The organism is Embleya sp. NBC_00888 (assembly GCF_045207655.1).
Lineage (GTDB): Bacteria > Actinomycetota > Actinomycetes > Streptomycetales > Streptomycetaceae > Embleya.
This window is the reverse complement of the sequence record NZ_CP108785.1, coordinates 490472-507412: the sequence shown is the minus strand read 5'-3', so window position 1 is coordinate 507412 and position 16941 is coordinate 490472. Positions and strand designations below refer to the sequence as shown.

General features: G+C 71.6%; 15 protein-coding genes. 8 read left to right on the top strand and 7 right to left on the bottom strand.

Features of this window, described 5'->3' with window-relative positions:
* Positions 1 to 16: 16 nt before the first annotated feature.
* From OG948_RS36365 to OG948_RS36355, 3 genes are all read right to left on the bottom strand, one after another.
* The gene (locus tag OG948_RS36365) at positions 17 to 304 is read right to left on the bottom strand and encodes a hypothetical protein (protein ID WP_331769246.1); all 288 of its coding nucleotides are present in this window, start codon (positions 302 to 304) and stop codon (positions 17 to 19) included.
* A 1465-nt stretch (positions 305 to 1769) separates the two neighbouring features.
* Positions 1770 to 2093 carry a hypothetical protein gene (locus OG948_RS36360; RefSeq protein WP_331769245.1) on the bottom strand — a complete coding sequence of 108 codons (324 nt, stop codon included), beginning with the start codon at positions 2091 to 2093 and terminating at the stop codon, positions 1770 to 1772.
* 114 nt (positions 2094 to 2207) lie between these two features.
* Positions 2208 to 2522: a DUF3349 domain-containing protein gene (locus OG948_RS36355; protein WP_331769244.1), complete on the bottom strand. Its 315-nt coding sequence runs from the start codon at positions 2520 to 2522 to the stop codon at positions 2208 to 2210.
* Between the two features lie 302 nt (positions 2523 to 2824).
* Between OG948_RS36355 and OG948_RS36350 the strand changes: the two genes are divergently transcribed.
* The gene (locus OG948_RS36350; RefSeq protein WP_331769243.1) at positions 2825 to 3388 is read left to right on the top strand and encodes a hypothetical protein; all 564 of its coding nucleotides are present in this window, start codon (positions 2825 to 2827) and stop codon (positions 3386 to 3388) included.
* Between the two features lie 1915 nt (positions 3389 to 5303).
* On the opposite strand, the gene OG948_RS36345 is transcribed toward OG948_RS36350, so the two are convergent.
* Positions 5304 to 5498, bottom strand: a complete 195-nt coding sequence (locus tag OG948_RS36345; RefSeq protein WP_331769242.1) for a hypothetical protein — start codon at positions 5496 to 5498, stop codon at positions 5304 to 5306.
* Between the two features lie 368 nt (positions 5499 to 5866).
* Here OG948_RS36345 and OG948_RS36340 point away from each other — a divergent pair, with 368 nt between their 5' ends.
* The 7 genes from OG948_RS36340 to OG948_RS36310 all read left to right on the top strand — a co-directional run bounded on the left by OG948_RS36340 (position 5867) and on the right by OG948_RS36310 (position 13403).
* Positions 5867 to 7507, top strand: coding sequence for a hypothetical protein (locus OG948_RS36340; protein ID WP_331769241.1), 1641 nt, complete (start codon positions 5867 to 5869; stop codon positions 7505 to 7507).
* A complete protein-coding gene (locus tag OG948_RS36335) occupies positions 7462 to 8331 on the top strand; it encodes a hypothetical protein (RefSeq protein WP_331769240.1) in 870 nt (289 codons plus the stop codon). The genes OG948_RS36340 and OG948_RS36335 overlap by 46 nt, the downstream gene beginning before the upstream one ends.
* Positions 8332 to 9325: 994 nt before the next feature.
* Positions 9326 to 10825, top strand: a complete 1500-nt coding sequence (locus OG948_RS36330) for an IMP dehydrogenase (RefSeq protein WP_331769239.1) — start codon at positions 9326 to 9328, stop codon at positions 10823 to 10825.
* 330 nt (positions 10826 to 11155) lie between these two features.
* The gene (locus OG948_RS36325) at positions 11156 to 11923 is read left to right on the top strand and encodes a hypothetical protein (protein ID WP_331769238.1); all 768 of its coding nucleotides are present in this window, start codon (positions 11156 to 11158) and stop codon (positions 11921 to 11923) included.
* A gap of 63 nt (positions 11924 to 11986) precedes the next feature.
* Entirely contained in the window at positions 11987 to 12532 is a 546-nt protein-coding gene (locus tag OG948_RS36320) for an AAA family ATPase (protein WP_331769237.1), read from the top strand.
* Positions 12529 to 12966, top strand: a complete 438-nt coding sequence (locus tag OG948_RS36315) for a phosphotransferase (protein WP_331769236.1) — start codon at positions 12529 to 12531, stop codon at positions 12964 to 12966. Before OG948_RS36320 ends, OG948_RS36315 begins: the two co-directional genes overlap by 4 nt.
* A 17-nt stretch (positions 12967 to 12983) precedes the next feature.
* On the top strand, positions 12984 to 13403 hold the full coding sequence (locus OG948_RS36310; RefSeq protein ID WP_331769235.1) for a phosphotransferase: 420 nt from the start codon (positions 12984 to 12986) through the stop codon (positions 13401 to 13403).
* A gap of 287 nt (positions 13404 to 13690) precedes the next feature.
* Here OG948_RS36310 and OG948_RS36305 read toward each other — a convergent pair whose 3' ends face one another.
* From OG948_RS36305 to OG948_RS36295, 3 genes are all read right to left on the bottom strand, one after another.
* A complete protein-coding gene (locus OG948_RS36305; RefSeq protein ID WP_331769234.1) occupies positions 13691 to 14209 on the bottom strand; it encodes a DUF6461 domain-containing protein in 519 nt (172 codons plus the stop codon).
* Positions 14210 to 15266: 1057 nt separating this feature from the next.
* Positions 15267 to 16136, bottom strand: a complete 870-nt coding sequence (locus tag OG948_RS36300) for a LysR family transcriptional regulator (protein WP_331769233.1) — start codon at positions 16134 to 16136, stop codon at positions 15267 to 15269.
* A 148-nt stretch (positions 16137 to 16284) separates the two neighbouring features.
* Positions 16285 to 16863 carry a DNA starvation/stationary phase protection protein gene (locus tag OG948_RS36295; RefSeq protein ID WP_331769232.1) on the bottom strand — a complete coding sequence of 193 codons (579 nt, stop codon included), beginning with the start codon at positions 16861 to 16863 and terminating at the stop codon, positions 16285 to 16287.
* Between the last annotated feature and the right edge of the window lie 78 nt (positions 16864 to 16941).

Sequence of the window (16941 nt, the reverse complement as noted above, 5' to 3'; positions counted from 1 at the left end):
ACGAAGTGGGTGACGATCACTCCTCGTCGAACGCGTGAACTCCCGTGGCCGTCCACTCCGGCATCCGTTCCTGCTCGACCGTGCGGCGCCCGACGGCGACCTCCTCACGATCGAACCCGCCGGCGGGGTCGATGTCCGCAGCCGCGAAGTAGGCGTCGAGCGGGGAGGGATCGCCGGTCATGACCAGGCGTCGGCAGGCGAGTGCGTGACGGACGCGGGCCGGCCCGTTCTCGCGAAGATGGGCGACCAGGGCGAGGGCGGCGTCGTCCTCGTCCAGGTGCCCGGGGACCAGAACCAGGCACATGGGCGAGACGGGAGTTCCATGACGACTACGCGCCGAGCGCCGCCGCACACTCACGACTCCGGCCACGCCGCCGGTCGCCGGCCCGGTCGTCGAACACCCCGGGCGCGTGTCGCGCTCCGAGGGCCACGGTGAGATTCGCGCCGTGCCGGCGACATCCGGTGCCACGGCCGTGCCGGGCGGCCAGGCCGTGACCCTTCTCCTCGAGTACCCGGAACGGACCGGCACTGAGCGGACGAGCACCCGCCTTCCGAGACGGTCGAATCGCCGTGCGACGGCCGAAAGCGTCGATGAAGTCGGACCGGTATCGCACAATGGCCCGCAAGTTCCCCGATGACACCTATCTGTCGAAACTCGGACGACCGACGTACTCCCTGGCCCTGCCGGCGAGCACGGCCCTCACGCACCTGGCGCAACTCCCGAGTCTGCCGCCGGCATTGACCACTCGCAAGCTGACCGGCAGGACCCTCGAGGCGATCGCCCGCGCCCTGACGGACCCGGCCAATCTCGCGAAGGTCACCGAACCCGCCACCCGCGCGTACCTGGACGTGGCCGGCGAGGAACTCGCCGCGCCGCCAGAGCCGGCCACGCCGTCACCCACGCCCGCGCCGCCGTCCCGGGCGAACAACCCCGACTGCACCGCCGCCCCGACCACACCACCGCCGGCACCGACATCACCACCACCTGGCTCGACCACGCCCAGGCCGAACTCGACGACGCGCTGCGCCGCCTCGGGGACTCGCACCGAACCGCGGCCTGACTCGTCCACTACGGCATTCGGGCGCCCGTGGACCGCCGGCCGGTTGTATCCGAAGGCTCGTGTGAGTCGGCGCCGCGGGACAACCGCCCCGTCCCCGGTTTTCCGGAACGGACGGGCAGCAGCACCGTTTCACGCGCTTCGGTGGTCTTTCGCGCACGGCGCGGCCGGTGCCCGAGGGGCGGGGGCGGCCGGCCGCGGCGTGTCTGCGGGAGCGTTCGGGCCCACACACGAGCACTCCGCGACACCGCCCACGATCGCCTCCCGGTGGATCCCCGCCCGGCGCGCCGCGCCCTACCCGGGGGACGCGTTCACCCGATGGGACGCGTCGGGCCGCAGCCGGGATGTCGGGCGGTGCCGGGCACGAGGCGACCCGGTACGCGACGAACTGCGGGTGATGCTCCAGGGGATGGTGACCTGGGGAACCCGCCCGTGTCATGGCGCCTGTTCCGCGGATGCACATGATCGCCTCGGACGACACCGGGCAACCGCGTTGCGTGGAACGTCTGCGCGCTCCCGACATCCCTCGCGGCTCGGCGAACGCGGCCTCCCGGTCTCGGCCGTGCCCGGTGTCGGCCGAACACGGCACCTCTGGCTGCGACAAGGTCGGCCGGGGCGAGCACCACGCCCCAAGCACTTCTCTGCCTTGCGAGACGGCGCGCTGTTCGCGAGCTTCGCGACGGCACCTTCCACGACCCTCGACCTGCCGGGTCAGGGTGATCCGTCCAGGGCCGGTCGGGCCGCGGCCCACAACCGCTCGAACTCCTCGGCCGAGATCTCGCCGGCCCGGGGTTGGTCCCGCCATCCGGCCAGGCTGCCGTCGGAGAGGACACCGAACTGCCGTTCATAGCGGCCCATCGCCGCCGGGTCGGCATGGTCGCGCAGCTGTAGTACCTCTTCCAGGGACGCAGCCGTCACCGGTTGCGCGTCCGCTCCTCGGACGTCAACCTGACGTGTTGCCCAGCCCTCGTCGTCGGCATCGAAACAGAGCCACAGGTCTTCGTCCTCGTGGTAGATGCGGAACCACGTCGTCATGCCGCCATCCTCACCCACACCCCTGACGAAGCCCTCACCGCCTTGACCAAGCACATGGGGGCACCCTCGAAGGGCACTCGCCCCGACCGGTCCCACCGGCACGCTTGTCCGTGTCTATTCGTCGGAGTCGGGGTCCCAACCGCACCCCACGAGCAGTTCCCGGACCCGTCGCACGTCCGGGTCGGTCGATTTCGGGTCGCCGGCGATACCGTACGCGTCGTCGCGGGCCTCCGCGAAGGTGGTGAACGCGAACATCACGTCCCCCAGGTTCCGCGTCGACATCCCCTCCACCAGGACCCGCATCACCGGCAGGTAGTCCTCGTCCGGCATCCCATGCGGATACGCGGACTCCAGGATCGACAGGGTCCGTTCCAGGTACGGCGGAACACGCCCGCCCCACAACCCTTCCGGATACGGCGCAACACCCACGACCAGACCCCCTCACGTCGACATCCATTGTGCGGTCCGCGAGCGGGCCGGGGGTACTCGAAGGCCGCCCGGGAGCCGTGTCCTCGCGTGTGGTTGTGCGCGCGAGTGAAGGGTCGGCATCCTCGGTCGTGGATCGCCCGGAGCCACGGTTCTCTGACGGCGGGCGTCCGCGCGAGCGTGTACCTGAACGCCTGGCCGGACGGCCGGAACGGGTAGCACGGGTGCGGCGTCCCGGTAGCCTGCCGGTCGGCGATCGACATGATGGGCGGCGGCAAGTCCCGGGCGTCACCAAAGGAGCGACCATGACGTTGCGGATCGGAGTCGCCGAACGGGACGAGGGGTCCTATTCGCCGGGTGTCGGCGTCGGACCGCTCCGGTTCGGTATGACCGTCGACGAAGTCGTCGAGGCAGCCGGGATACTCGGCCCGACGAAGGTCGGCGATTGCGCACGGCACCACGCGATCTTCTCGCCGACGTGGAAGGTCGAAGTCCACCGTCGCGGGGTGGCTCCTTCACCGCCCGCCGTCACCGCCTATGTGAGCCGGGTCGCTGGGCTGTTCTGCGTCGCCGCCGACGCCGTGCACGGTCCCCAGGTCGCCTACGGCGGACTCCCGCTGGTCGGGAGGGACATGTCGGAGCTCGACAGCGACGCGTTCGCGTATGCCGAGGCAAGGGACATGCGCTTTCGCTACACGCCCGAGGGCTACCCGGGACCGGAGGACGCCGGGGTCGTGATGCGCGGGCAACCGGTCGGACAGGTCCTACGATCGCGTCCGTTGTTCATGGTGACGCGCGACGGCGCGAACACCGAATGGGACTCGATGCCCCCCGAGGAGTACCGCGTCAACGGCCGGCCCACGGCCTGACGTGGTGTGACTCACGACGTCGGTTGTCGAAGGCGGAACGTGGCTCGTCACGACCCGCAGCCCCTACACGGGAACCTCTTCCGGACTTCCAACAGCCTCTGTCGTACGTCCACTTCGCTCTCCGGCAGGTCGGGGAGATACACGCGTTTCGGGACTGCGGCCGGCGATCCTCGCCGCCGTCAGGCCCTTCCTCGGCCACGAGAACGCGGACGTCCGCGACGCGGCTCTCGTCGTCACCGTCCCCCTCGCCGAGCACCCTCTTCTGGGCGGGCGTCGCAGCGAACTGGTCGATCACGCCCGCCGTCTCCTGGTTACGAGCACCGATCGCCACAACCGGGACTGCGTCCTGGCAGCGCTGAGGGCATGGGGTCACATCTGGAGACCGCAGCCGAAGCTGCGGCCCGCGAACGGTACGCCCGCGGCGCAGCCGAACACGCCTCCTTTTGGGAAGGTGACCCGACAGGTGGATACGACGACGACCCGCCGTTTGGGGCGGAACGCCCGCCCGGATGGACGCCTACAGGTGATGTATGCAGGTGTGGCCCGGCAGTCCCGGGTCTCCACTATCTTCGGATGATGTTGAATCGAGCGGCTGTTGCCGGGGTGGGCCTTGCCCGGGTGATGGCGCGCTGTGGGGGCGACGTCGGGGCGGCAGTCCGGTATCTGGCGGGCGCCATCGCCTCGGCGCCCGAGGCCGCGGAGCCGTACGCGGTGCTCGCCGACTTGTGGCAGGAACAACGACAGGGTCTCGCCGCAGCACTCAAGGGGCCCACTTCGCTGCCGGCGGTGTTGACGCGGTCCCATGTCGCTTTTCTCGAGAACGACATGAACGTTGCGGTGATGGCACTCGGTTCGGTCACCGGCGCGCGGCCCACCGTTGCCTGGGCCAAGGCTCCCTGGTGCGGTGACGCACGCTTCCTCGGCGGGGTGGGTGCCGAGGCGGTGGCCGAGGCGGTCACGCGGACGATGGACCACGGCCACGACCTGGACACACCAACGGTGCGGGGAGGGCTCCTTCCCTGGTTCGATGCCGTTTCGCCGCCGCGGCGCGCTTTGCGGGGGAGGGGCTGGAGCACGGCCCGACGCAAACCACGCTCCGTGTGGCCGAGGCCGCCTACCGCGTCCGGCACACCGGTGAGCCGGACGCACTCCGCGACCTCATTGCCTTGGTCCCCCACCTGCCCGACGACTCGTACCGGGTGCTGCTGATCGATTACGCGTGCGCAGGCCCAACCGGATCGGGTTACCCGTCCTGGTGGACACGAAGGTGTCGCTGCTCCGTGAAAACCGACCGCTGGGCAGTCTCGCACGCGCCGTTGCCGAACCAAACGAGAGGTCGCCTGCCCACGCGCGAAGTCCCCGCGCAAGAAAGGGGCTTCGCGGTGGGTGTGGCCGTGGTCGCCGGACGTATGGCGGCAGCGGGGCGTGGGGTCAGGCGTCCTGCCGTTCGATGTCCGCGGGGGTCCCACGACGATCCGATCGTCGATGCTCGGCGTGAGTGTCTCGTGCAGGGTGTGGCCCTCGGGCTCGTCGGTGTTCTCCGGCAAGTTCGCGCAGGGTGCGTACAGGGTGCGGCAGCGCGCCGGGTTCGCCGGGTCCGGAGTCGCGGTGGGGCCCCACGCGCCGTCGTGCAGGTCGTCGAGGATCGCCACCAGGTTGTCGCCGACAAAATGATCGTTTGCTTGCCGTCGTCGTGCTTGGCGATGCGGCCTGGGGGCGGATTCGGCGCCTTGGTCCAGCCCCCATACCTGCCGTCGGGCCCGTTCGTATCCGGGCCCGACTGCGTCTGGCCGGTGGTCCGGGTCGGCTGCCTCCGGCCGTCGATCCTCGACGCACGGCTGCGCGGTGCGCCCCGCGGCACCGCGGCGGCGCGACGGGAGGCATCGACATCCTGGGGTGGCTCGTGGACGGCCCGTCAATGATCGGAGGGCTCGCGGTCCGATTCGCGTTCGGTGTTCGCCACGAACCGGCTCACCAGATAGGTGCTTTGCTCCACCGGGCGTCGACACAGTGTGTCGATCCGGATCAGCGATTCGTCGACTCGCTGCTCCCGAAGACTGCGCATGTGGGCGCGCAACTCCGCCTGGTCTCGTGTCTCGAGGATCACCACCCACTGTCCGAGGTCCGGCGCGGTGCGAGCAGCTGTCCGCCGCCATCCGGCCTCTTCCCGTTGCTTCCTCTTCCGCTGTCCCGGCACCGGCCCAGAATCGCCGGTAGACGCCGGCACGGCAAGAGCATTGTGCCGAGCACCACGCCCGCGCTCGGTGACATTTGCCGTACGGGCCCTGGACCGCCGAACACCCGACCCCACCGCGACGGACGCGCGCCCCGAACCCACCGACGCCGCCGAGCCCCACAGCCGCCGCGCCAGGTGCGGGCGAAACGCAACAGCTGCGCCACGCGCGGCACGGGTCGCGGTCGCCGTGGACGGGCGAGGATCCGTGTCTGCAGGGGTCGCGGCCGATGGTGCCGGTGACGGTGGATCGCGCTTCCGTCTGCGGGGCCGCGCTCAGCTTCGACAGGCCGTTCTCGGTCGCATCGCCGTACTGCACCATCCTCACCCGCGAGCTCAGCCGGAACGTGGTCGTCACCGTTGCCCAAGTCGTCGCTCCCTTCGGTCGACCCCCGCACAGCGGACACGGAGCCGAGGGCCGAAACCACCCGCCGATGGGGCACACCTGCGGCGCGGCCCGGGCCGGCGGCGATGTGCGGGCGTGGGGCGGGGCTACGGTGGACGCCGTGGAAACGGAATCGCGTGACGCGCGGAGCGAACCGGTGGTGTTGGACGAGGAGTTCGCCGAAGGGTTGACGTCCTGGGGCCCCAAGGGCGCGAGCGCGTTGGCGTTGTTGCGCGACGCCGCGCGGTTGCCGACCGACGGCGGCGTCCTGGAACGCCCCGACGTGGCGGCGCCGGCGTGCTGCCGGGCGGCGCTGGAGATCCTGACGAAGCTGTCCGGGACCGAGACGGAGGGCCTGGAGGCGGCCCGGACCGGACTTGAGAAAGCCGTCGCGAAATTCCTGGCTGCCCGGGACACGTCGGCGGACTCCGCCGTGTCGACGAGTGCACCCCCGAGTGACGATCTACGGGATCTGGAGGCGGCGTTCGCGCGGTTGTGCGCCGAACGCGCCATGCCCGGCGGGTACCACGACCGCAAGGTGCTGCTCCTGGTCGAGAAAACGGCGCGGATGGCGCCGGGAGCCGCCGAACGCGCGGCCGTGCGGGTGTGGTCGAAGCTCTACAGCGACGCCTCCGCCGTCGTGCACGGCGGCTCCTGCACCCACGCCGATGCCGTGCGGATGTTCGACGAGTCGGTCGCCGCCATCCGCCAGGTGTTCGTCGCGTTGCCGCACCGCGCCCCGCGGATCCGCGCCCTCGCCCGGTCCGAGGAGCCGACCGCCGAGCAGGCCGCGGAGGCGGCCGGGTGGACCGACCCCCGCACGCGCCTGTACTTCCTGCGGGTGGCGACCTCGCCGCGATGGCTGGAACTGTTCGACGCACACCCCGGGTTCCCGACACCGGACCGGGAGGCGTGGCCGGCCCTGGGGTTCCTGCACCGGATGCGCGAGACGCATCCCGACGAGGTCGCGCGATGGCTGGACGCCCACTTCGACGCCGTGCGCGCGCCCGGTGCCTGGGCGACCCTGCGGGCGATCGCCCTGGCACGCGGCGCCGCGGGGTTGCGGGGCCGCGTCTTGGAGGCGATCGACGGCCCCGAGGGCGCGGAGGTGGCCCGCGAGGCCGGGAGTGGGCCCTGGATCTTCCGCGTGCCGCGCGCGACCGCGATTGGCTGCCGCTGGTCGAGCGGGTGCTGGACCGGCTGCCCGACACCCCGGCCCGGGAATGGACGGCCGGACGCCTGCTCGACGCGCTCGTGGAACTGGCCGTCGACACCCACACCCACCGCGAGCCCTCCGCACAGGCCCTGGGCCGCATCCTGCGAGTGGTGTGCGCGGGGCTGCCGGGTCGGGCCCTCGGCGACGACGCCTCGCACGCGTGGTCGGCACTGGCGTTCGTCCCCGACCTCGCGGCGGCCCCCACCGACGGCCCTCGCGCGGGCGCGCCGGCACGCGTCGTGCTGGAGGTGGCCGCCCTGGACGCGGCGGCAGGCGTGCCCCTGACGGACCGCACCCGGTTCACGCGCGCGAAGATCACGCACGAACCGTCCCGGGACCGGGTGTCGGCCGTGCACCTGACCCGGACCGCCGACGCCCCGACCGACGGCGCCGACGCTCCGGCGTGGTGGGACGAGGCCATCCGACTCCTGCCGCGCGTCATGTCCGACCGGGTCCGCCCGGACCTCGGCACGTTCGTCGCGGCAGCCACCGAGTACTGCCCCGCGCACGAGCGAAACCGTGTGCACGCCGCGATGAGCGCCGCCCTGGGCACCGCCCCCGACGCCGAGGCGCTGGAGCGGGGCCGCGCGGAGTGGGACGCCTTCGGGCGTCCGCCGTCCGCGTGGCTGCCCGCCTGGGACTGGTCCGCCGTCCTGCCCGACCCCGTCCTCGCCCCCCGGCGCACGGTCCTGGCCGTCATGGACGAACGCGTCGGACGACCCGCCCCCGACCCCCGCGTGCCGTTCGACCCCACACCCCTCACCCCGGACGCCCTCGGCCCGCAGCTGCGCGAACTGACCGACCTCGCCGCTACCCGCGGCGCGCCGGAGTGCGCGCGGGCCGTCGCTGCCACCCCGCGGGACGAGCGCGAACGCCTGATCCACCGGCTCGTGCTGACCGAGCCCGGCCCCCGGGCCCAGGAGCCGGCCGCCGTCGTCGACGCGTTGCCCGACGACACCGCCCGCCGCGCCTACCTGGTCGCCCTCGCCCAGGCGTTCACCGACCACACCACCCCGACACCCGACACCCTGAGCGCCGCCCTCACCGCGGCCGCCGCGCTCCCGACCCCCGCGACCGGCCGCGGGCCCGCGCCGCCCTCCACTCGCTGATCGGCGCCCACCTGGCCGCACTGCACGAGCGCGCCCCGCAGTGGGTCGACGAGCACGCCGACGTCCTGTTGACCCTCCCCGACCCCCGCGGCCCGCACCCCGTGCGCACCCACCTGCATTGGGGCCCGCCCGTGCCGGCCCTGCTCGCGCGCGTCGACGGCGACGAACTCGCGGCGGCGCTGCGCGTACCCCTGGAACGCGTCGCCCGACACGTCGCCACGAAGTCGGACACACCCTGGCCATCGACGGCGACGCCCCCATCCGCGACCTCCTCGAACACACCGGCCACGACCCCGACCGGGCGTTCACCCACGGATTCCCCACCACACACCGACTCGCCGCCTGGCAACGCCTGCGCCGCGGCGCGGCCGACACCCGCGACGTCACCTTCGTCCTCGGCGACATCCTCTCCAACGCCACCCTCGCCCTGACCCGCCCGCCCGACGACCCCACCGTCGCTCGCCCTCACCTGCGCTTAGCTGTGGCAGCTCGCCGGCCCGCCAACCACGGGCGCGGCGCCCCGCGGCTTCGCGACCGGCCTGCGTGCCCTCGAACACCTCGAACTCCCCGACCTCCTCGCCCGACTCACCCACATCCTGACCACGGCCCACACCCGCTCCACCGACGTCGCCCCCCCACATCCACGCCCGGGAAGCACACAGTTGGGACCTACTGCGCCGGCGATCCGGCCCCCACGACCCCGCCGGACGCGCACCGGCGAAGCGCACAACCGTCGGCACACGGCACGAACTCCCGTACGAGCGACCGGGTATGCCATCCGATGCGACGCGAGGGTTCGCCGCGCCCGGGTAGGATCACGCCACCGCAGTGACTGTCCGCAAGTGCTCGATATCGCGGCGGAAACAACGCCCGGCGCCCGCCGCACGGCCGCGCCCGAGCCCGCATCCACGCCCCGCCGCAGCCGCGTCGGCCATACCGGCGGCCGGACCGACGACCGTCAACGCCCACGCGGAACAAGAAAAGGGAACCACCGTTGAAGATCCTCCCCGAGGTGTCGCGCACCCTGAGCGAGTACCTGCTCCTGCCGAACCTGACCACCGAGGACTGCACCCCCGCCAACGTCGACCTGGGCACACCCGTCGTGCGCCACGCTGTCGGGGAGCCCTCGCCGATCCGGATCGCCGCCCCTCTGGTCAGCGCGATCATGGAGGCCGTGTCCTCACCCCGCCTCGCCGTCGCCCTGGCGCGCACCGGCGGCATGGCGTTCATCCACCAGAACCAGGACATCGCCTCCCAGGCCGCCGACGTCGCCGCCGTCAAGGGCCACAAGGCCGGATTCCGTCGGGCGGAACTGCACGTCGTACCCACCGCCACCCTCGGCGACATCACCGCCCTCACCCGCGGCTCCGCCCAGGACTTCGTCGCCGTCACCGATGACGGGACCGCCGAGGGAAGCTTCCTCGGACTGATCACCGTCGACGACTTCCATCCCGACCGGCACAACCCCACCGACGCCGTCACCACCCGTATGCGCGCGGTCGAGGACCTGGTCACCGCCTCGTCCTCCGTCTCCCTCTCGGACGCCAACGAGACCATCTGGCAACACCGCCTGGACGTCTTGCCCGTCCTCACCTCCCACGCCCGCCTGGCCTCCGTCGTCCTGCGCGCCGACTACGAGAGCCACACCCGCTTCCGCCACGAGAGCGTCGACGCCGACAAACGCTTCCGCGTCGGAGCCGGCATCAACTCCCGCGACCACACCGACCGCGTCCCCGCCCTCGTCGACGCCGGCGCCGACGTCCTGTGCATCGACTCCTCCGACGGTTACAGCGTCTACCAGGCCAGGACCCTCGAATTCGTCCGCGACAAGTACGGCGCGGACGTCCACGTCGGCGCGGGCAACGTCGTCGACGGCCGCGCGTTCCGCTACCTGGCCGACGCCGGCGCCGCATGGGTCAAGGTCGGCATCGGCGGCGGCTCCATCTGCACCACCCGCGAGACCAAGGGCATCGGCCGCGGCCAGGCCTCCGCCCTCATCGACGTCGCCCGCGCACGCGACGCCTACGCCGAACAGACCGGGGTGTACGTGCCCCTGTGCTGCGACGGCGGCCTGCTGACCGACTACCACATGGCCATCGCCCTCGCCCTCGGCGCGGACTTCATCATGCTCGGCCGCTACTTCGCCCGCTTCGACGAAAGCCCCAACCGCCGCGTCCGGATCGGCGGCCGTCTCCTCAAGGAATACTGGGGCGAAGGCTCCGCCCGCGCCCGCAACATCGCACGCTACGAACAAGGCGGCGACGACATCGCCTTCGAGGAAGGCGTCGACGGCTACGTCCCCTACGCCGGAAGCCTCCAAGGTACCGTCCCCATCACCGTCGCCAAACTCAAGGCGACACTGATCAGCTGCGGATCCACGTCCCTGCCCGCCTTCCGCGACTCGGCCGTCCTCGTTCCCGTGTCCGAACAAAGCCACCGCCAGACCGGCGCCGAGGTCATGGTCCGCGACCACTCCCAGGACACCGGCGAATAGCCGGTCGCACAATCCGGTTCCACGGAGTTCGGGAAGTTCCGGGGCCGCGTGAGCGGGCCCGGAACGCACGCACGTGAGCGGCCGTCGACCGAGCGCTGCGCATCCTGCGCCCGGGCGGATGCCTGATCCGCCTCCGCCTGCACCCCGTCGACCCCGACCCGCTCCAGGCGCTGGACACGGCGTACCGCGACGCCGCGTTCGCGAACCACCCCATGCCCTTGCTCCACGGCACCGACGACCGCGTCACGGCGCACCTGGCCGCCCTCGGGCTGCCCCACGCCCCCGACACGCGGCTTCGCCGATCGTCCTCCCCGCAGCCACACCCTCCCCGTGAACCGGCCCCACCTCGCCGCGTTGGGTGAGGCCGCGGCGTTCGAGCACGCACTGCGGGCGAGTCTGCGCATCCGTCCCGACGCCGAACTGGCCGCCTGCCTCGACCGGCTGCGCGCCCACCACACAGCGGCCCTCTACCACCTCCCGGACACCGGCAACACATCAGCCGAACCCCACGAACCGCGCGACATCGCACGGGCCTGGGCCGAGACAGCCCTGTCGATATCCGCGACCACCTCCGGCGGCGCCTACGCCCGCCAAGTCGCCGCCGCACACGCACACCACCGCGTCCAGCACCTCACACGAACCGATCCCTGCCCGTACTGCCGAGCCCCCCGACACCGCGAGCACCACACCAGCCGGCTCGGGCACACCCCCCGCACCGTGATCCACTGCCCCCGCCGCGGACCCGCCCTCAGCGAACCCGCCGACGCCCCCGCCTGCACCGTCGACATACCGCCGGCCCCACATCCGGGCGCACCGGTACTCGTGCGCGTGTTGATCGGCACCGGCGACGCGGACACCGACATCCCCTGCGCCGTGCACCTGCGCCCCCGAACCACGCGGCACGGTCCCCACGATCACGCCTTCGCGAGCATCGCCCCCGGGACGCCGCACACGTTCACCCTCGCGATGCCGGCCCGGCCGATTCCCGAACTCGACAGGATCCGGGTGATCCACGCGGACGGATTCCGGCTCTCCTTCCGACAGTTCCGCGTTCCGTGCCTCCCCGATGACAGGCCCACGGCACCACCGAGGACGTAACCGATCGCACCCACCGCACGTTCGCCCCACGACGACAACCACCACCGGCACCACGGAGACAGCGTGATCATCTGGATCAACGGACCCTTCGGCGGCGGGAAGACCACCCTCGCCGACCTCCTCGCCGCCACCGTCGAAGGCAGCATGCTCTACGACCCCGAGGAAGTCGGCTTCATGCTCCGCAACCTCCTTCCCGGACACGCCAAGGACTTCCAGGACCTACCGCCCTGGCGCCCCCTGGTCGCCGCGACCGGCGTCGAACTCCACCACCTCAACCAGGGCCGTCCCCTCATCGCGCCGATGACCCTCCTCAACCGCGACTACGCGCACGAGATCTTCACCGCCATCGACCACGCCGGCATCCCGCTCCGCCACCTCCTCGTCCACACCGACACCCCCACCCTCCTCGCCCGCATCGACGCGAGCATGGAATGCCCCGGCGACGAAACACGCAGCGAGAAGGTCCGCGCCTTCCGCCGCCGCCGCCTCACCGCATACGAACAAGCCCTCGGCACATGGCTTCGCGACGAAGCCGACATCATCGACACCACCACGCTCACCCCCCGGGAAACCCTCGAACAAGCGCTCAAGACCCTGGACCGGCCGTGAACGAGGACCCCACGACCCGCATCGCCCGGAACGCGGAAGTCGTGGCGGACCACAGTTGGCCCGGCACCTCCACCACCGTGACCCGACTGCGCACCGCCGGCGGCCGGGAGATGATCCTCAAGACGAACACCGACGCCGACTCGTTCACCCGCGAACTCCACGCCCTCCGCACCTGGGCCCCCGCGCTGGGACCCCGCGCCCCGCAACTCCTCGACGCCGACCCGACCCACCACGCCCTCCTCACGACCGTCGTCCCCGGCGTGCCGCTGTCCACCCCGAGCCCCGCCGCCGACGAGGAACGCTCCGCCTACCGGCAGGCCGGAGCACTCCTGCGGTTCTTCCACAACGCGGGCCCCGACGGCACCTGCCCACCTTCGGGCCCGACCGAGCCGCGTACATACGCGCCCAACTCGCCCACGGCACCAACCCGCTGACCCCGACAGAGGCCGACATGACCAGACGCGCACTCGAACTCCTGGACAGCATGCCCGGACAACAGGCCCAGCCCTCCCACCTCGATTTCACCAGCCGCAACCTCCTGTGGGACGGAGACCGCCTGGGCGTGATCGACTTCGAGACCAGCCGATACGAAGCCGTCGGCCGCGACTTCCCGCGCATCCGGCAACGCACCCTGAACCAACGCCCCGACCTGTACGCGGCCTTCCACACCGGATACGGTCGCGAACCCGACACCGACGAAAGCCGCCTCATCCGCGTGTGCGAAGTCACCGACGCCGCCGCCATCGCCGTGACCGCAACACGAAGCGGACAGCACCACTTCGCGACCGAAGCCCACCGAACCCTGCACACCGCGATCCAGCGCCGGCCCCCGAAGGCTCGAACGGCGGCCGCCGACGCATCCGGCCGGTGACCCCGGACACGTCACCGCTGCGCCCGGTCCGCTTGCCGAGCGCTACCAGGGTGAAGGCCGCCGGACGCCGGTTGCGGCAACCGGCGGCATCGGCCTGTGGCCGGCCCGCGCCCTCACCCCTGCGCCTGGAGGGCGTCGATCCGCTGGGCGTGGCGCGGAACCGGCGTAGGGCGCTGCGCAGTCCTGTTGACCCTGTCGCGTCGCCCGGTGACCGTCGGGGGCTCCCGACGCGGCCGCGTGCCCCCGCTCCGCAAACGAGTCCTGCTCGCCTGACGGGTATGTGGCGGTCAACCGTCCCAGCGCGCGAATCCGGTCAGCAGTTCGTGTGCGGGGCTCAGGAGTTCGAGCAGCGGCGCGTCGATACCCAGACCGTCCTCGAGGTCGGCAAGTTCGTCGGGATCCCGGACGGTGCGCTGCTCGACCGGCCGGCCGTCCCGCCACAGGTCGAACCACGCCTCCCCGTGCGCGGCGTCGCGGCGCAGACTGGCGACCTCGGTGCCGACCGACACGCGACCGAGCAGTTCCCGATCGGCGGCGTAGAGCGTGATGTCCTCGAGGGCGAATGCCCAGCCGCTGCGGGATCCGGCGCGGAGAAGGGCGACGACCGTTTCCTCCTCGTCGCCGCCGACTTCCAGGTCGGCACGCAGATCCACAGCCTCCATCGCGTCCATGACCGCACTGTGCTCCGGGTCGCAGCCCAAGCGGTCCAGCAGTTCCTCGGGGGACAGGCCCCGCGCGAACGTCGCGCAGAACCCGTCCGGGAAATGCTCCCACTCCGCCAACCACCGGAACCCGTCGCCGTTCACGTGCATCCCTCCGCGGTGGGCATCCACCAGGCAGCCCACAGAAACATTGTGTGCTCGCGGAGCATCGGCAGACGCCCCGACTCCCTCGCCGACTGCTTGGGCCGCGTGTCGGTGGTCGGATGGTCGCCGACCGGTCCTCGCGAGCGCTCGACGGCTACCGCACGCGACCCACCAGTTCGTAGGACGGCTCTTCCGGAACCGATGCGTGGAAGAAGTGAACATCTCCACCGAGCGCCTTGGTGAGAAACTCCTCGAAGCTCACCTGATAGTCGAGCCATGTGGTTCCCAGTTGACCAGAACGGTCCAGCCGTCGTCGACTCGGGCGGCCCTGGGTCGCAGGAACATCCGATTCCCGAACGGCGTGTGCCCGATGGGGAACACACCACCTGCCAGCGGGAAGCTCCGGTACGGCACCAAGTCCGGCGCCGTTGTCTCCGGACCACCGTGCCGCTGTGGCATCCGCCGCCGATGTACTCGTGGCGGGCGCCGAGCAGTGGGCTTGGGCGCGGTTGGAGCATCGCCACCTTCCTGCGGGCGCCGATCGCCTCCCAGCCGTCTGCGGCGTCACCGAAGGCATCGCGCGGTGTGACCAACGCCCCGGTGTCCCCGCCGGCCGGTGATGCCGCAACTCCCTGCACCGCGGTGTGGAAGACGCTGCGCTGCCAGGGGTGGCCTGTTCGGCGCTGTCCCGTATGTGATCCGTGCGGTCGTAGCCAAACACCGGCGCCGGGTGCGGCATCCGGCCCTGTGCAGCCGGTCCGGCACGTGAAGTGCGGAGTGCGTGAGGTATGGGAGGCCGACCACCCGGTTGATCGTCCTGGCGTCGGCGGGCGGGAACACCGTGCCGGTGATTGCCCCCTCTGGTGCAGGCGGACGACGCGGCGATGTAGCCGGGCATCGTGGTCGGCGAGGACGGCACGGACGGGGTCGTGGTGCTCGGCGGCCTCGCTGCGGCGGCTGCCCGCGCCCCGCTCGCGTGGATCTCCGTTCGTTCGGAACTGGCGTGCCCCGGCAGGACGTTCGGCGCGGTGGCGGCCGAGAGGCGCCCCGGTCGCCGTCAGGTGATGTGCCGCAGCAGCGCGGCGACCGCCGGGGGTGCCTCGCCGGGGGGTCGTACGACCATGATTTTCCAGTTCGGCGCGTGCCGGTCGAACCGGTATTGGAGCAGATCGGGGAAGCGGTCCGCGATCGACTTGGGCACGATGCAGACGCCCAGGTCGTTGCGGACCAGTTCGGCTGCCGCGACGATGTCGTTCACCTCGAAGGTCGTGCTGTGGTCGACGCCTGCGGCACGGAAGGCCCGGTCAACCGCGTACCGGATGGCCCAGCCGGGTGTGAAGTCCACCAGAGGCAGCTGAGCGACGTCAGCGAGCCCAACCTCCCCGTCCGGCTTCGCCCCGGCGATGACCTGCCGGGCCGATGCCAGCAGCACCATGTCCTCACGGGACAGCAGCCGGGTTGCCAGCCCGCGCTGTTGCCCCCGGTCGAACGCCACCACGGCCAGGTCCACTGTGCCCTCGCGGAGCGCCTGCCGGATGTCGGCCACCGCCGCCTGCCGTAGCTGCACCACCACGCCCGGATGCTCCGCTCGCAGCGCGGCCAGGGCGTGGTGGAGCCCCGCCCAGACTCCCTGCATCGTGCCGACCGCCACCCGTCCGCGCAACTGCCCCCGTACGGCATCGACAGCCTCCCGTGCCAGTTCGGCGGCCCGGAGTGCCGCGCGGGCGGCGGGCACGAACGCCTCTCCGGCCGGGGTGAGGGCAACGCGGTGCGTGGTGCGGTCGAACAGAGGGGCGCCCAGCTCCCGTTCGAGCGCGCGGACCGTGCCGGACACGGCTGACTGGACCACGTGCAGCCGCCTTGCCGCTGCCGTGAAACCGCCCGCGTCCGCCACCGCGACGACGACCTCCATCTGCCGCAGATCCATACCCGCTCCCGGTCCAGCAGCGCTCCGTCCGGTGCGAAGCCGACGATCCTCGCTGCATTCTAGGCAACGGTGGGGTGTCGTGCGGATGCCGACTCGTGCCGCCGGGTACCCGCTCATGTACGTCGGGGCGGCTGACCGAGACAGTTCTTCAGGCGCGGATCAGCGGTGTGTCGACCAGATGCTCGGCCAGGAACCACGCCTGGAGTTCGCCGGTCCTGATCACCTGGGACACCAGCAGGTCGTTGGTGCCGTCGTCGCCCAGTTCGACGGTTCGGGCGGCGGCGTCATGAGCCTCGACGAGGATGTTCTCGTGGGCCTCCAACAGCCGTGACAGCATCGCCGGCACCTCCTCCACGCCGTCCGGGGGTCGCGGAATGGACGTGATCTCGGCGACGTGCCGGGGGTCCCCGACCGCGACGCCGCCCAGAGACTGGACCCGTTCGGCGATGGTGTCGACGAGTTCGAGCTGTTCTCCCGCGTGCTTGTCCAGGACCAGGTGCAGCTGGTAGAAGGTCGCGCCGCGCATCAGCCAGTGATGCTTCTTGTAGAGGCCGTAGAGGATCTGAGTGTCCGCCAGGACCGTGTTCAGACGCTGGCAGGAGTACATCCGGGCCTCGTAGGACAGACCGACCGGGAACTGCTTGACGGTCCCGAACTCCTGGATCACCTCGCCCTTCTGGTGCAGCCACGGCTGACTGGTTCGTGCGGATGGGGAGTTGGTGGTCATGGTGCGCCTCCTGAGGTGCCGTGCCGTGCCTATCGCGATGACGCTAGGTGACCGGTCGGGGGGCGTGTTGACCGGCAG

Excerpts from the sequence above, each read along its gene's own strand:
- OG948_RS36365 (WP_331769246.1), bottom strand. The coding sequence starts at position 304 with ATGTGCCTGGTTCTGGTCCCCGGGCACCTGGACGAGGACGACGCCGCC.
- OG948_RS36360 (WP_331769245.1), bottom strand. The coding sequence starts at position 2,093 with ATGACGACGTGGTTCCGCATCTACCACGAGGACGAAGACCTGTGGCTC.
- OG948_RS36350 (WP_331769243.1), top strand. The coding sequence starts at position 2,825 with ATGACGTTGCGGATCGGAGTCGCCGAACGGGACGAGGGGTCCTATTCG.
- OG948_RS36310 (WP_331769235.1), top strand. The coding sequence starts at position 12,984 with ATGACCAGACGCGCACTCGAACTCCTGGACAGCATGCCCGGACAACAG.
- OG948_RS36300 (WP_331769233.1), bottom strand. The coding sequence starts at position 16,136 with ATGGATCTGCGGCAGATGGAGGTCGTCGTCGCGGTGGCGGACGCGGGC.
- OG948_RS36295 (WP_331769232.1), bottom strand. The coding sequence starts at position 16,863 with ATGACCACCAACTCCCCATCCGCACGAACCAGTCAGCCGTGGCTGCAC.